The organism is Synechococcus sp. BA-124 BA4 (assembly GCF_034931165.1).
The window spans coordinates 1-15,181 of the sequence record NZ_JAYGIA010000046.1 but is presented as its reverse complement, the minus strand read 5'-3'; the positions used below and the strand labels follow the sequence as shown (position 1 = coordinate 15,181).

Here is a 15,181-nt window from a genome sequence, read left to right as displayed (position 1 = left end):
CTCCGCCAAGAACGACGGCTTATGGGGCAACGGCTGCAGGGCAGCGGCCTCCTCCCGCTGGAATCGCAGGAGCGGTTGTTCGCCGGTCGTTCCGTGGATGCGAACATCGGCCACCTCCCGGCTCCAGCGCTCCAGGTGCGCTTCCAGCGCCTCCCAGCTGGCGAACTCACGGCCGGCCACCGCATTGGTCTTGACGTAACCGACGCCGCGCTCGTCCTTTCCCTTGGTCCTGGCCCGGTAGGGCCGGCAGGCTTTGGGGAGGAACCCCCAGTAGCGGGCAAAGGCATCGAGCCGTTCGTTGAACACCAGCACCTGGCGAGCCGGATCGTGCTCCTTGACCAGGGCACGGGCGTTATCGAACAGCACCTCGGCCGGCACCCCCCGCCAGTGGCGGAAGGCCTCCTCCATCGCCAACAGCCAGTTGACCTGGCGCTCGTGCCGGTAGGCCCGCACCACCAGCCGCCGCGAGTACCCCAGGGTCAGCACGCACAGGTGCACCTTGGCCCTCTCGCCGGCGATGCGGGCGTAGGTCTCACCGAAATCGGCCTGCAGTTGCTTGCCCGGCGGCGTCTCAAACCGCACCGTTGCCAGGGCAGCGGCCCGCAGCTCCTGCCGCCAGGGCTCCACCGCCCGCTCCACGGTGCGCAGTGACACGGCGATGCCTTTCTCGCTGGCCAGCTCCTGGCGCACCACATCGGCATTGCCGTTGTGGGCCAGGAACCGCTCCTTGAGCCAGTCGTACTGACCATCGAGAACGCCGATCCGTCGGGGTTTGCCGTAGGCCTCCCAGCCGCCCTGCCGCCGGTACTTGCGGACGGTCTCAGGCGAGCAGCCCAGTTCCCTGGCGATCCGCCGCCGGCCCCAGCCAGCTGCGGTGAGGCCAAGGATCGCCTGGACATCCTCTGGGGTTTCCAACGCCGCATCCCGGGAGCTCTGCTCCAGAGGTGACAGCACCGCAGGCTGCGCACTGGCCCTGATCAGTGGCTCGCGGAGGGGGGCCAGATTTCGTGTCGCATCTGGGCCAGTTTTCGCTGTCGCCTGACATCAGCTACGAGCTCAATGCATTCGTCCGGGATGTGAGCACCTATCGCCAGACTCTCTCGGACCTGTTGGCGGCTCTCCAGGATCAGTTCGCGCTGGCCCAGGTGGAGATTCTCTCGCCCGGATATCACGCCATTCGCAGTGGCCGCGCCAGCACGGTGCCACCTCCCTACGTCCCGTCCTGATCGGACGGTGCGGCGGAGGGCTGGCCACGATCCGCCAGCAGGGCTCTGAGCCCCTCGCTCAGTTCGGGGGGCAGGGACAGCTGCAGGCTGTCGTTGCGCAGATGCAGATCCCGCTGGGGGAAGGGGACTGAAATCCCGCGGTGACGCAGAACGGCCTCGATGCGGAAATTGAGATCGCTGATGATCTCGTACTGACGCATGGGTTGGTTGATCCACACCAGCAGACTGAAGTTCAGGGAGCTGTCGCCGAAGCCGGTGAAGAACACCTTCGGTTTCGGGTCCTGGAGAATCCCGGAATAGTCTTTGCAGGCTTCGACCAGGGCATTGCGCACGGCGGTGCAATCCGAGCCGTAGGCCACGCCGATGGGGAGCATCAGCCGGGACGTGGGACTGCCATGGCTCCAGTTCACCACCTGGGATTCGAGGAACTCGGCATTCGGCACGATGATCGCGATTCGATCGAGGGTCACCACTTCGGTGCTGCGCAGGCTGATCTTCTGCACCGTGCCCTGAAGCTCGCCGATCTCGACGAAATCACCCACCTGGATCGGGCGCTCGAAGATGATGATCAGGCCACTGATGAAGTTCTTGGTGATACCCTGCAGTCCAAGGCCAAGGGCCACACCGAACACGCTGGCGAAGAGGGTCAGGGAGCTCAGGTCGAGCCCCCAGAGCTGAAGCAGCACCAGTGAGCCGACGAACAGCAGGGCGTATTGCACCACGAAGGCGATCCCTTCCTGGGCGCCTTTACCGATCCCCGTGTACTGCAGCACGCGGGTGCGCAGCAGCCGCTGCAGCACCCCCAGCCCCTTGGCCAGGGCCAGGAACAGGGTGATCAGCACGATCACATCCAGCACCGAGTAGCTGCGTTCCCCCAGAGGCAGGAAGGGGGAGGCGAGGCTGTCGGAGAGCGCGTCACGCAGCCGCTGCAAGGCCATCCGGCTGAGCGGAAACAGGTCGGCCACTGTGCCGGCCACGCTGATCCAGACCGCCACCTGAAGACTGCGCAGCAGGGCCCGGATCAGGAAGCCGCTGCCCGCCTTCCCTGGGATCAGCTCACCATCGGCGCCCGGATGGGGCCACGCCTGCGGGAAGGCCCGCCGGAAGAGACTTCCCAGCAGGCGCTGCAACAGGAAAGCCCCCAGCAGCAGGGCGAGCGAGCGCAGCCCCATCCGCTGGATGTAGGCGGGCTGCCGTTGCAGGCGTCCCTGCTCCAGGGCCTCCCCCAGGCGGCGGCGCCAGGTTTCCGCCTGGTCCTGCGGACTCAGGCCCTCCGCCGCGTCCAGGCGGGTCACGGTCAGCAGGGGCTTGCCATCGAGGCTGATCACCGGCAGCCCATTGCGCTCCACCACCTGGAGCACAGCTGGCCTGGGGTTGCGGGCGGCTCTCTGGAGCAGGTCATTGGCCGCGTCCGCCCGTTGCTCGGCGCTGTAGTCCTTCGAGCTCCGCACCTGGAACAGGCTGGCCCCGTCCACTTCCACCTGGGCGGCAGGGACCTCAGCCGCGGCCCGGCCGGGTGACGCCGACGGCAGGCTCACCAGCAGCGCCACCAGCAGCACGGCCGGCCAGAACCATCCCCGCGATCGGAGCCAGCTGCGGCCCGCGACACCTGGGCCTGGGACTGTCGGATTCATGGGCTGACTCCTCCCCAGGCTTCGGGCAACCTATTCACTGGTTGTGGGTGTGGAGAGGGTGCACCATGATCCCCATTCAGTCTGATTGAACCAGCCGTGACGCCTCCCCTGGTGCGATCAGGTGGCCAGGCCCGCCGATTGCGCTCCGCTGTTCTGGTGGCGCTGGCCCTGGGGGTGTCCCTGGTGCTGGGGCTGGTCTCGCCACTGCCGCTTCACGCCCAGAAGGAGTCGAGCCCGGCCGCCGAGAAGGAACACTGCATCGAGTCTCCCCCATTCATCACCCTTGATGGCCGAAAGGTGCTGGAGATCCGCTCGACCATTGGAGCCCAGGACCCGGAGGAGTTCGCCCGGCGGGCGACGGAGCAGCTGGCTCGCCTGGCTGAGAGCCCGTCGTTCCAGCCCGAGCGCCTCATGATCGAGGATGCACCGCCGTACACCTTCCTCCTGCGCCCCCGCGCCGACGGCGGCACGGAGCGGTTCCTGGCCGTCGATGACCGCGTGGCGGCCTGCTTCGATATCAGCCGCCAGGAGCTGGCCGAGACGTACCGCAGCCGTCTGGTCAGCGCCGTCACCGCCTACAGGCGCAGCCGCACGCCGATCGCCTGGATCAAGGGAACGGCCCTGGCCCTGCTGGTGCTCGTCATCTACCTGTTCTGGATCCGCACCCAGTCGAAGCTGAACCGCTGGGCAACCCGATGGATCGACCTTGATCAGAACCGTGCGCTTCAGGGCCTGCGCGTCGGCTCCAATCAGCTGCTCGAATCCGTCCAGATCCGCCAGATCCTGCAGCTGGTCCGCCGGGTCATCCACTGGTCGCTGCTGCTCCTGATCAGCTACCTGCTGGTTCCCTTGCTGCTGGGGTTGTTCCCGCCCACCCAGGGGATTGCCGATGGCCTGCGTCAGCAGATTCTGGGGGTGATCCGCAGCGCCTTTGACGTGGCGGTCGGGGCGCTTCCGAACCTGGTCTCGATCCTGCTGATCGCGGCGGTCACGGTGATGGCGATCCGCGCCAGCAACGCCTGGTTCTCAGCCCTCGAGCGGGGCCGGGTGCGCATTCCGGGGTTCTACCAGGAATGGGCCCTGCCCACGGCCCGTCTGGCCACGATCTTCATTGCCCTGATCGGGGTGGTGCTGGCCTACCCCTACATCCCTGGATCCGGCAGCAAGGCCTTCCAGGGGGCCGGCCTGTTCGTGGGTGCGCTGGCAGCCCTCGGCTCCAGCGCCATCGCCACCAACATCATCAGCGGGCTGATGCTGATCTACACCCGTGCGTTCCGCCTGGGCGACCGGGTGGACATCAACGGCACGGTGGGGGTGGTGCAGGAACGGGCGTTGCTCGTGACCCGGGTCCGCACGCCAAGAAATGAGCTGGTGAGCATTCCCAACGCCATGGTGATCGGCGCCTCGGTGGTGAATTTCAGTTTCTCGCGGCGTGAGATCCAGCAGCCCGTCGCGATCGCCACCACGATCACCATCGGCTACGACGTTCCCTGGCGCCGTGTGCACGAACTGATGCTGGCGGCGGCCAAGAGTGTCAAGGGAATCAGTGATGAGCTGGAGCCTTACGTGATTCAGACCTCCCTGAATGATTTCCATATCAGCTATGAGCTCAATGCCTTCGTGATCGGAGCGGACACCTACCGCGAAACCCTCTCTGACGTGCTGGCGGCGCTGCAGGACCATTTCGCGGCCGCCGGGGTGGAGATCCTCTCGCCGGGCTACCACGCCATTCGCAACGGCAATGCCAGCACCGTTCCCAAAGTCTGATCCATCGCCCCAGCCGGTTCGATCGCTCAGCTGATCACCCGATCCCGTCCTGCTGCGCGGCGAGGTAGTGCTCCACCGCACGCTCGATGTTGCGGTGCATCCGCTCCTTCCCCAGTCGGGCGCCCAGCTCCGAGCGGCGGATCATGTCCAGCACCGTGGGATTCAGTCCCGCCAGCCAGAGGCTGACACCCTGTCCGTCGAGACGCCGCTCCGCTTCGGTGAGCGTTTTGAGGGCGGAGTATTCCAGGTCGATCACGGCGCTGCCATCCAGCACCACCACCCTGGGCTGATGTCGATCCACCTCGGCGCGCATCCTGCTGAGAACGCCCTGGGCATTGGCGAAGAACAGGCGTCCCTCGGCGCGGAGCAGCAGCAGCCCAGGCCAGGTCTCATCGCGGGGGTGCCTGGCTGAGAGCGGCCGGAACACATCGGTGCCGCGCTTGCGGCCGATGGCATACACCGGTGGGTTCACCTCCTGCTGAACCAGGGCCAGCAGGGAGAGGATCACGGCCACGAGGATGCCTTTGAGGGTTCCAAGAAACACCACCCCCAGGAAGGCCACCACCGCCCAGCGGAATTCGATGTGACGCACGCGACGGATCGCCAGGAATTCGCCGGGTGCGATCAGCTCGAAGGAGTACACGATCACCACCACCGCCAGGGCGGCCTGGGGCATCAAGGCGATCCAGGGGGCCAGCAGCAGCAACGTGGCCAGAGCCGTCCCCGCCGTCACCAGCTCGGCCACCTGGCTGCGGGCGCCGGCCTGGCGGTTCACGGCGGTCTGGGTGGTGCCACCACCGGCGGCCATGGCCCCGAAGAACCCGCCACCGATGTTGGCGAGCCCCAGGGCCAGCAGTTCCCGGTCGGGAACCGGAGAGGGCTCGTCGCCGGCGCGGAAGGCCCGTGCCGCCGCAATGCTTTCCGTGAAACTCATCATGGCGATGCCCGCCGCCCCGGGCCAGAGCCCACCAAGCAGATCGAGCCGGGGCCAGGTGAGGCCGGGCAGGCCCCTGGGCACCGCGCCCACCAGCTCCACGCCGAGGCGATCAAGCCCCAGCAGGGCGCTGCTGGCGATGGCGACGGCCACCACCACCAGCGGGGCCGGCACGGACGGCCATCGCCGCCTGAGGCTGAAGAGCAGGCTGAACAGAGCCGCCGAGAGCAGGATCGTGGCGACCGAGGCCTGGGAGATCTGCCCCAGCAGGGCCGCCAGGTCCCGAAAGAAGCCGTCCTTCTCGGCATGGAGTCCGAGCAGCTTGGGCAGCTGATCAGCCACGATCACCACGCCGATGCCGGACTTGAAGCCCACCAGCACCGACTCGGAGATGAAGTTGGCGATGAAACCGAGCCGCAGCAGGGCCGCGCCGCAGAGCATGGCTCCCACCAGCAGGGCCAGGGTGGCGCTGGCCGCCACCAGGGCGCCGGGCTCGCCGGTCGGTGTCAGCCGGTTCAGTTCGCTGCCCACCAGGATCGCCAGCGTGGTGGTGGTGCTGACGCTCAGGGGCCTCGAGCTGCCCAGGAAGGCATAGACCGCCATCGGCACCAGGGCCGTGTACAGACCCACCTGCACGGGGAGTCCGGCAATGGTGGCGTAGGCCATCGCCTTGGGCAGCACCACCGCGGCGGCGGTCAGTCCGGCTGCCAGATCGGCCTTCCCCAGCTCACGCCGGTAACCGCTGATCAGAAGAGACGCAGGGAACTGAGCCATGGGGGGGACGACTCAGGCGGATCCGGCGATCTCACGCTGCTGCCATTTCAGAAACAGGGTGGAGATGATCACCGTGATCAACACATAGGAGAGGATCCCGGGAATCAGCTCAGTCATCCCTGGTTGGTAGGTCAGGGCCAGCTGCGCCGCCAGGCCGGTGTTGCGCATTCCCGTCACCAGGGCCACCGTGCGCCGCTCCAGGGGATCCCGTCCGGCCAGCCCGTAGCCGATCGCCAGGCTGAACACGCTGAGGCCGGCCATCGCGACCAGGGCCAGCAGGTTCTGCTGGAGGAAGGGCACCAGCTGCCTGCCGCTCAGCCCCAGCAGCGCCACCAGCATCAGCATCAGCAGCAGAGTGGCCAGGGCACCGAGAGCACGGCTGCAACGCTGGGCCAGCTGCGGCTGCCACTGCCCCAGCAGCACACCGGCGATCACGGGCAGCACCTGCACCTGCAGCACCTGCATCGCCACCTGGGCCGGGTGGATCTCCCACCCGTCGACCTCCCAGCCGAACAGGCCGACGCTGGCCTTGAACACGACCGCCATCAGGGGGATGGAGACGATGGCCAGCAGCGCCGCCGTGATCTGCAGGCGCGCCGCCAGCTCCGCCGTGCCGCCACTGCCGCGCACCCGGAACAGAATGAGCGGGGCGCTGGGACACGCCAGCATCAGGGCTATGGCCACCCACGCAGGCCGTGTCAGCACCCCCTGCAAGGGCAGCAACACCAGCGCCAGTCCGGCCAGAGGCACCAGAAGGCAGGTGCCGAGCATCACCCGCCAGAGGAAACCGGGGCGGTCCCTGAGCAGCACGAACGGGTAGTTCTTCAGCCCGAGACCAAGGCTGAACATCAGGGTCACGATGGTGGCCGTGACCAGCAACGCTGCGGACTGGGGCATGGGAGTCATCCGACCGGAGTGCCGGTCACCAGCAAGGCAAACGCCACGATGCCGATGACGGTGAGCGCAATCGCAGTGAAGACCGTGATCGAGCGCTGATCGACATAGACGAAGTCGTCGCGGCGGATCAGCTTGAGCGTGCGCAGGTGTTGCCGGGTGGCCGCCGCCATCGCCAGGATGCCGATCAGCACGAAGCCGATCGCCACCAGACGCACGCTCAGGCCGGCATGGCCACTGCCATCGAAGCGGCTGCGGTTGATCGCACCGATGATCTTGTCGAGACCGAAGCCGAAACTGATCAGCGACAGGCAGGTGCGGATCCAGGCCATCATCGTGCGCTCGGCGGCCGCCCGGTTGCGCTCCTTGGCCAGCTCGTTGTTGAGGTTTCCCATCAGTTGAGGATTCTCATCAGCCCGCCGTGGTGGCCAGGTGGGCCATCCGCTCGCGCCTGGCATCCTCCAGTTTCTGTTCCGCCTCAACCTCCCGGCCCAGGAAGACATTGAGGAAGGTCCGGATCACGGCCACCACCGCCAGTTTGATCAGATTCTCATTCGAGGGCGCCGTGGTGGTGGCCACGATGTCGGCGGCCAGCTGGAATTCCAGCGCCATCGACAGCCAGCTGCCGAAGCGCAGCCGGATGCTGTTGAAGCGCTGTCCCTGGGGCTGGCCTCTGCCGCGAAGACGCAGGGATTCGCCCAGGGTGGCCAGGAAGCCCACGGCCACGCACACCACGGACACACCCTCCAGAAGAAAGCGCAGGCCACCGGCCATGCCCTCCAGCCAGCTGTTCAGGGTTTCAACAGCCATGGTTCAGCTCCTCACGATGCATCGAAAACCCATGTGACAGGTGGAGGTGTCGATCCCCTGGGCCATGCGGGCGGCAGGGCGGTAGCGGCGGCAGTAGCTGGGAGCGCAGAGAAACGAGCCGCCCTTGACCACCTTGCGCGGGATGGTGCCGTGCTGGGAGGCGGTGTCGATGCTCTCCTGCCGCGAGGCCCCGCGAGGGGACTCGATCGTGCAGCAACCCCCGGCCTGCTTGTGGGCCGCCACGGTGGCGCCGTGGCCGGCGTACCAGTCGTCGGTCCACTCCCACACATTGCCGATCATGTCGAGCAGGCCGTAGCCGTTCGGCGGAAAGGCTCCCACCGGCGAGGTGCGCTCCCAGCCGTCGAGCAGGCTGTTGTGATGGGGGAAGTCCCCCTGAAAGGTGTTGGCCATGGGCCGGCCGCCGGGGTGGAGCTCCTCCCCCCAGGCGAACTCAGTCCCCTCCACGCCGCCCCGGGCGGCCCGCTCCCATTCCGCTTCGCTGGGCAGCTGCTTGCCGGCCCAGGTGGCGTAGGCGACGGCATCCTCATGGGCCACATGCACCACAGGATGGTGCTCGCGGCTCCTGATCGAGCTGCCGGGTCCTTCGGGGTGGCGCCAGTTCGCCCCGCTCAGGTACTGCCACCAGCGGTAGGGGTCGCCCGTGCCGATCGGTCCGGGCGGTGGCACGAACACGATCGAGGCCGGAGCCAGAAGCTCCGGCAGGGCATCGGGGTAGGCGGCCGGATCCGCCGGCCGCTCGGCCAGGGTCACGTGACCCGTGGCCTTCACGAACTTGCGGAACTGGGCATTGGTGACCGGTGAGCGGTCGATCCAGAAGCCCTCCACCACCACCCGGTGGGCCGGAGCCTCCTCCGGGTAGTGGTGGTCGGAGCCCATGGTGAACGTGCCCCCGGGGATCCAGGCCATGTCCCGCGCCGGTGGGCGCCCCGGCCGGAGGGCCGGGGCAGGTGAGCGATCCAGGGCCATGGCGACTCTGCGCAGCGATGCGTTCCTCAGCCGCCGCCGCTCGCCGCGGCGGTCATCTTCTCCATCACCTCCTCGAGCGAGAAGCTGGCGGCCTTCTGGCGGGGCGGATACTCCTGGAACGTGGCCAGGAACCGCCCCACGATCGTCTGGGCCGGCACCAGCATGAAGGCGTGATCCAGCATCCAGTCCCAGTAGGTGTTGGAGGTGATGTCGGCCCGCTCGTAGGGGTCGGTCTTGAGGTTGAAGATCTTGGGAACCCGCAGCGGCGTGAAGGGCTCGGCCCACACCTGCAGCGTGCCGGTGGCCCGCTGCTCCATGAACACGACCTTGAAATTGTCGTAGCGCAGGCCGGTGAGGTCGCCGTCGTCGGAGAAGTAGAAGAACTCGATCCGTGGGCTCTTGTCGGCCTTGCCCGTCCAGTAGTCGAGCATGTTGTAGCCGTCGAGATGGATCTTGAAGGTCTTGCGTCCCACCTGATGGCCGGTGAGCAACTTCTCCTTGATCTCCGGTTCCCCCGCCGCCGCCAGCAGGGTGGGCAGCCAGTCGAGATGGCTCACGATCTCCGTGAACAGAGTTCCCGGAGCGATCTTGCCGGGCCAGCGCACCAGGGCGGGCACCCGGTAGGCCCCTTCCCAGTTGGAGTTCTTCTCGTTGCGGAAGGGGGTCATGCCGGCATCGGGCCAGCTGTTCATGTGCGGCCCGTTGTCGGTGCTGTACATCACGATCGTGTCATCGGTGACACCCAGCTCATCGAGCAGATCGAGCATCTGACCGATGCAGTTGTCGTGATAGATCATCACGTCGTGATACTCCGACTGCCATCGCCCCGACTGGCCGATGTCCTGGGGCCGCGCGTGGGTGCGGAAGTGCATGTGGGTGGTGTTGAACCACACGAAGAACGGTTCACCGGAGGCCACTGCGTCGCCAATGAAGCGCTTGGCCTCCTTGATGAACTCTTCATCAGCGGTTTCCATGCGCTTCTTGGTGAGCGGGCCGGTGTTCTCGATGCGCTGGGTGCCGTCGCCATTGGCCCAGCAGTGCAGCACACCGCGGGGGCCGAAGTTCTTCTTGAAATCGGGGAAGTCTTCCGGCTTGGGATAATCACGCAGCTCCGGCTCCTCCTCGGCATTGAGGTGGTACAGGTTGCCGAAGAACTCATCGAAGCCGTGCATCGTCGGCAGATGCTCGTCGCGGTCGCCGAAGTGGTTCTTGCCGAACTGGCCGGTGCGGTAACCCAGCGGTTTGAGCAGCTCGGCGATGGTGGGGTCCTCGGGGCGATAGCCCAGCTCGGCTCCTGGCAGCCCCACCTTGCTCAGACCGGTGCGGAACACGCTCTGGCCGGAGATGAAGGCGGCCCGGCCGGCGGTGCAGCTCTGCTCGGCGTAGTAGTGGATGAAGCGGCCGCCCTCCTTGGCGACGCGGTCGATGTTGGGGGTCTGATAGCCCATCAGCCCATCGCTGTAGCAACTGAGGTTGCTCTGGCCGATGTCATCTCCCCAGAGGATGAGGATGTTGGGTTGTCCGTTGGGCATGAGAGGTGGAGGGGGTTGAGGACGCGGGCATGGGGCTGGAGACGGATCCAGGCCCGGCACGCTGATGAACTCACCTACAAACTGGCGCCCATGGCAGGGTGGGGCCACTCAAAAAGTGCAAGCGGCGATGGCTCCGCTCCAGAGGTTCGAGGCTGTCGAAGAGCTGGAAATCCAACTGCGGGAGGCGGGACTGGATCTGCGCCTGCTCCAGCTCTCCAACGGCCGCCTCAGCGGCAACCTGATCACCCGCCAGCTTGGGCCGCTGCGGTTGCTGCGGCTTCAGGCCAACCGCTGTTTGCACGTGACGGGCGGCAAACCACGGGACCGGCGGATGATCGCGCTGTCCCTGTTGCCCGACCGCAACGCTCCACCCCTGCGGGCCCACGGCACGGCCATCGGTGCCGATGTGTTGTTCGGCCTCGATCCCCAGAAGGACGTCCACCTCTCCACTCCCGAGCGGATGGACCTGGCCGTGGTGATGCTGAACCCCGGCATGCTGACGGGCTGGAGCAGCGGTCAGGGGAGTCTTGATCTGGAATCGGAGCCCTTCCGCTTCAATGTTCTGCCCATCGATGACACCAGCCGCGAGCCCCTGCAGCGCTGGTTGCTCAACCAGTTGTCGTTCCAGGCGGAGGCATCCGCATCCCCGGTCATGGCCGCGACGTCGTCAGACCCGGAGGGAGGTGGAGACGGTCTGGTCCCTCTGCTCGTGGACGTTCTGGAGCAGGGCCTCAGACAACGGGGCTGCCCCGAACGCCCGCCGGCACGGATCGAACTGGTCAAGCAGTTGCAACGCTGGGCGGAGGAGAATCCCCTGGAACCGATCAGCCTGGGGAGTCTCTGCCGTCAGGTGTATGTCGGCCGCCGCACCGTGATCCAGGGGTTCCAGGAGCACCTGGGCATGGGCCCGATGGCCTACTTCAAGCTGCAGCGGCTCCATGGCGTTCGCCGTGGGCTGCTGGAGGCCCAGCCGGGGGACGCCACGATCTCAGGGCTGGCGGCCTCCTGGGGCTTCCTCAATCCGGGGCATTTCGCCCGGGATTACCGCCGGTTGTTCGGGGAGCTCCCCAGCGCCACGTTCGCCCGCAGCCCTGGGTTCGCCGGCCGGCGGCGCGGCGCAGCGGTCGACCACTCCCCCTGCTGATCCCGTTGCCGCAGAAGGGGTCGTGAACACGCTGGCCCAGTCGTCGCGCATGCTCACCACCGTCCAGCCCCGCCGGGGTGCCTCGCTCAAGGCCCGATCGAGATGGCCGAAGGCGGACTGGCGGTCGTAGGCCACCTCCCGTTCGGGGTCATCGTGGTGGACGATCACCCCCAGACGTGGGCCCGGCAGGCTGGTGGTCCACTCCAGCATCTCCAGATCCCCGTCGGAGTTGCCGAAAGCGGCGATCGGCCTGCGACCGATCAGCTGCTCGATCAGGATCGGCTTCATGGCCCGATCGGCGACCGTCTGGACCTCGCTCTCGCGCAGGAGCACCGGCAGACCGCCGCGCAGGGCGTAGGTGGTGACGACGCTGGAGCCGATCACCTGCTCCGGGGGGATTCCGTAGGCCTCCTCGGCGAACACCCGCATGAACTCCACGCCGCCGGCCGAAACGATGTAGGTGCGGAAGCCATTGGCGCGCAGATGCTCGAGCAGCTCCCGCATCGGTTGGTAGGTCAGGGCGGTGTAAGGCCGCTTCAGGGTTGGGTGACAGGCGCTGTCCAGCCACTCGCGCACCAGATCGCGGAACACATCCGTGCTCATGCCGGCATGGGTGATCCCCACCAGATCCAGCAGACCCTTGATGCCCATGGTGAGCACGGCCTCCCCGTTGCCGGCCGCGGCTGCCGCGGCGATGACCGGATTGGCCGCGAGTCCGGGCTGCTGGGCCACCATGGCGCGGGCTCGCTCGATCGCGAAGGCCAGCTGCACGTACATCGGCTGCTCCGACCAGAGCGTGCCGTCGTTGTCGAAGACGGCGATGCGTTCCTCGGGCGGCAGATAGCTCTCCCCTCCCGGCTGGCTGACGCTGGCGACGAAAGCCAGGATCCGCGATCGGGTGGCACCGTCCCGCCAGGAGGGAAGGGGCTCTGCGGCTCCGGCGGTGGAGGCCTGACTGGCCATGGCGGGCGCCACAGGGAACGTCATCGTCAGGCTCAGCAGGCTTCCAGCAACCGTCGTCAGGACCCGCGTCAGCACACCGTTCTCCTGCCGGCGTCCGCGAACAGCCGCCGCAGGGGCGGCAGCAGGGCTTCCAGGGCACGGCCGCGATGGCCTACGCGCCGCTTGAGCTCGGGGGCCATCTGGGCAAAGCTCAGCCCCACTTCAGGCACCAGGAACACTGGGTCGTAGCCGAACCCCCCCTCCCCGCAGGGGGCGTTGAGGATCTCACCCGTGCAGACGCCCTCCACCTCCAGCACCGTCTGGCCGCTGGGGTCAGCCAGGGCCAGGGCTGCCGTGAACCGGGCCCGACGGTTGGATTCCCCCTCCAGGGCCTCCAGCAGCCGGGCGATGCGCTCGGGATCGGTGGGGGCATAGCGGGCGGAGTGGATGCCGGGGGCACCGCCGAGGGCCTCCACACTCAGCCCCGAATCATCGGCCAGGGCCCAGTGCCCCGTGATCCGTGCCACGGCTTCGGCTTTGAGACGGGCGTTGGCGGCAAAGCTGTCCCCGGTCTCCTCCACCTCCAGGCCCGGGGGCTGTCCGCGCACCTCCAGATCCAGCTCCGGGCCCTCCGTGGCCAGCAGGGCCGTGAATTCCCTGATCTTGCCGGGGTTGCCGCTGGCGATCACCAGCACCCTAGGGGTGGCCGCCTGGGCGGGGGCGTTCATGCCGCTTCCGCGAACTGGCGGGCCCACGCCAGGATCTCGCTCACCCGCTCCCCGCTCGGGGCCTCGCTGTAGAGGCGCAGCAGCGGTTCGGTGCCCGAGAAGCGCAGCATCAGCCAGTGGCTGTCGCCAAGGCGCAGCTTCACCCCATCGGTGCCCACCACCTCCAGCACCGGCCAGCCGGCCACGCTGGTGGGGGGCTCCTGGGCCAGCTGGCGCTCCAGCCGTTGCCGGCTGGCCATGTCGCGCAGGCGCAGGTCGAGCCGGTCGTAGGCGCTGCCCCCACCGTGGTCGGTCTGCAGGCGGTCGAGGCGCTCACCCAGAGGCAGGCCGCCCTCCACAAGGGCTTCCAGCACCAGCAGGGCGGCGAAGAGGGCATCCCTCTCGGGCAGGTGCAGGCCGAAGCCCACCCCGCCCGATTCCTCGCCGCCCACCAGCACCCCGCCGGCGAGCATCTCGCTGGCGATGTACTTGAACCCCACCGGCTTCTCGATCACCGGCCGTCCCAGCCCCTCCGCCACCAGTTGCATCAGGTCGGAGCCGCTGACGGTCTTGACGACCGCACCCGGCAGGGCCCGGGCCCTGGCCAGGTGATCGATCAGCAGCGGCATCAGCAGCTGGGTGCTGCAGTAGCGGCCGCGCTCATCGATGGCGGCGATGCGGTCGCCGTCGCCATCGAAGACGATCCCCACCGCCGGCCGGCCGGCCTCGCCGCTGGCCCGCACCGCGTCGATCAGCTCCTCCAGGTAGGGAGCCAGGGGCTCGGGCGGGTTGCCACCGAAGAGCGGATCACGCCAGGAGCGGATCTCCTCGATGCACGCATCGCCGGACCCGTCAGCGGCTCCTTCGGCGGTTCCTGAGGGGACTCCCAGCAGGGCCGGCAGCCCTCCGGCCGCAGACCCGTGCATGGGATCGACGATCACCCGCAGCCCCATGGTCTCCAGCCCCCGGCGCAGGGCGCCGGTGTCGACCAGCTGGCGCAGGCCCGCCAGGTAGCCGCCCCAGCCATCGAAGCGTGGGGTGTCGCCGGGGATCGGCACGGTGATGCCCCCCGCCTCCAGGCGCTTCTCCACATCGGCGGTGAAGGCCTCCTCCACCGAGCCGCCGAAATGACCCTTGATCTTCAGGCCGATCCATTCGGGAGGGTTGTGGCTGGCGGTGATCACCAGGGCCCCGAGGGCGTTCCGTTCCACCACGGCCCAGCTGCAGGCGGGTGTCGGCACGGCTGAATCCGTGAGCACCGGCTCGAGATCGGCGCCGCGCACGGCGCTGGCGATGGCTTCGGCCAGCTCCGGTGCCAGAAAGCGGCGGTCGTAGCCGATCACCACCTCGCGGCTCGTGAGTTCAGGCGGGGCGGCGCGCTCCAGTTCGCGGGCCGCGGCCGCGGCCACCACCAGCAGGCGCTCCAGGGTCACATCGACGCCGAGGATGCCGCGCCAGCCGTCGGTGCCGAAACGGATGGGACTGGGCTCCAGGGGCAGGGGGGCAGAAGCCATGGGGGGAGCGGGGTTCAGTAGCTCGTAGCAGCAGTCCGGCCGGCCTGGGTTGGAGCAGGTGCCGGCCTGGCGGCAGACCACTGCCCGCCGTAGCCTGCTGGCATGCCCGCTGAACCGTCCAACCGGCTGGTGACCGACCGGTTGCTGCGCAGCTGGCTGCGCTGTCGGCGCCGGGCCTGGCTCGATCGCCATGGGGATCCCGGGCAGCGGCTCTGGAGCGCCCACCGGGCCCTCCAGCTCGACGATCAGCAACGCTGTTTCGTGAGCCTGCTGGAGCAGCGGCCCCTGGCCGGAGAAGCCGCCTGCGCCGCCGCTG

At 67.9% G+C, this 15,181-nt stretch carries 13 protein-coding genes and 2 pseudogenes; 4 read left to right on the top strand and 11 right to left on the bottom strand.

The genetic code is table 11. The features are described 5' to 3' along the window. On the bottom strand, positions 1–954 hold a 954-nt coding region (istA, locus tag VB734_RS05815), incomplete at its 3' end, for an IS21 family transposase (RefSeq protein WP_323243105.1). Between the two features lie 53 nt (positions 955–1,007). Here istA and VB734_RS05810 point away from each other — a divergent pair. After that, complete coding sequence (locus VB734_RS05810; RefSeq protein ID WP_322782236.1) at positions 1,008–1,226, top strand: hypothetical protein; 219 nt, start codon at positions 1,008–1,010, stop codon at positions 1,224–1,226. Here VB734_RS05810 and VB734_RS05805 read toward each other — a convergent pair. Then, positions 1,211–2,860, bottom strand: a complete 1,650-nt coding sequence (locus VB734_RS05805; RefSeq protein ID WP_197161685.1) for a mechanosensitive ion channel family protein — start codon at positions 2,858–2,860, stop codon at positions 1,211–1,213. The genes VB734_RS05810 and VB734_RS05805 overlap by 16 nt on opposite strands. 96 nt (positions 2,861–2,956) lie before the next feature. Here VB734_RS05805 and VB734_RS05800 point away from each other — a divergent pair, with 96 nt between their 5' ends. After that, positions 2,957–4,627 (top strand): mechanosensitive ion channel family protein, encoded by a 1,671-nt coding sequence (locus VB734_RS05800; RefSeq protein ID WP_231594532.1) that lies wholly within the window; start codon positions 2,957–2,959, stop codon positions 4,625–4,627. Positions 4,628–4,661: 34 nt separating this feature from the next. Here VB734_RS05800 and VB734_RS05795 read toward each other — a convergent pair whose 3' ends face one another. Genes VB734_RS05795 through VB734_RS05770 form a run of 6 tightly spaced genes read right to left on the bottom strand, consistent with a single transcriptional unit; the run spans position 4,662 to position 10,558 of the window. Then, positions 4,662–6,335, bottom strand: coding sequence for a SulP family inorganic anion transporter (locus VB734_RS05795; RefSeq protein WP_197161688.1), 1,674 nt, complete (start codon positions 6,333–6,335; stop codon positions 4,662–4,664). 12 nt (positions 6,336–6,347) lie between these two features. Continuing rightward, entirely contained in the window at positions 6,348–7,232 is an 885-nt protein-coding gene (locus tag VB734_RS05790; protein ID WP_197161690.1) for a bile acid:sodium symporter family protein, read from the bottom strand. A gap of 5 nt (positions 7,233–7,237) precedes the next feature. Next, on the bottom strand, positions 7,238–7,624 hold the full coding sequence (locus VB734_RS05785) for a YidH family protein (protein ID WP_197161693.1): 387 nt from the start codon (positions 7,622–7,624) through the stop codon (positions 7,238–7,240). A 16-nt stretch (positions 7,625–7,640) separates the two neighbouring features. Then, entirely contained in the window at positions 7,641–8,039 is a 399-nt protein-coding gene (locus tag VB734_RS05780) for a DUF1622 domain-containing protein (protein ID WP_197161696.1), read from the bottom strand. 3 nt (positions 8,040–8,042) lie between these two features. Further along, a complete protein-coding gene (locus VB734_RS05775; RefSeq protein ID WP_197161699.1) occupies positions 8,043–9,026 on the bottom strand; it encodes a formylglycine-generating enzyme family protein in 984 nt (327 codons plus the stop codon). A gap of 26 nt (positions 9,027–9,052) precedes the next feature. Continuing rightward, positions 9,053–10,558: an arylsulfatase gene (locus tag VB734_RS05770; protein WP_197161701.1), complete on the bottom strand. Its 1,506-nt coding sequence runs from the start codon at positions 10,556–10,558 to the stop codon at positions 9,053–9,055. Positions 10,559–10,622: 64 nt separating this feature from the next. Between VB734_RS05770 and VB734_RS05765 the strand changes: the two are divergent. Continuing rightward, positions 10,623–11,582, top strand: a pseudogene (locus VB734_RS05765) (AraC family transcriptional regulator); the annotation flags it as partial. Here VB734_RS05765 and VB734_RS05760 read toward each other — a convergent pair. From VB734_RS05760 to VB734_RS05750, 3 genes are read right to left on the bottom strand one after another with little or no spacing between them, the layout of a single operon-like run. Further along, positions 11,547–12,689, bottom strand: coding sequence for an HAD family hydrolase (locus VB734_RS05760; protein WP_231594533.1), 1,143 nt, complete (start codon positions 12,687–12,689; stop codon positions 11,547–11,549). The pseudogene VB734_RS05765 and the gene VB734_RS05760 overlap by 36 nt on opposite strands. 44 nt (positions 12,690–12,733) lie before the next feature. Then, positions 12,734–13,372: an RdgB/HAM1 family non-canonical purine NTP pyrophosphatase gene (gene rdgB / locus VB734_RS05755; protein ID WP_197161707.1), complete on the bottom strand. Its 639-nt coding sequence runs from the start codon at positions 13,370–13,372 to the stop codon at positions 12,734–12,736. Continuing rightward, on the bottom strand, positions 13,369–14,865 hold the full coding sequence (locus tag VB734_RS05750; RefSeq protein ID WP_197161710.1) for a phosphoglucomutase/phosphomannomutase family protein: 1,497 nt from the start codon (positions 14,863–14,865) through the stop codon (positions 13,369–13,371). Before VB734_RS05750 ends, rdgB begins: the two co-directional genes overlap by 4 nt. Before the next feature lie 102 nt (positions 14,866–14,967). On the opposite strand from VB734_RS05750, the pseudogene VB734_RS05745 reads away from it, so the two are divergent. Continuing rightward, positions 14,968–15,181 (top strand): annotated as a pseudogene (locus tag VB734_RS05745) (nuclease); the annotation flags it as partial.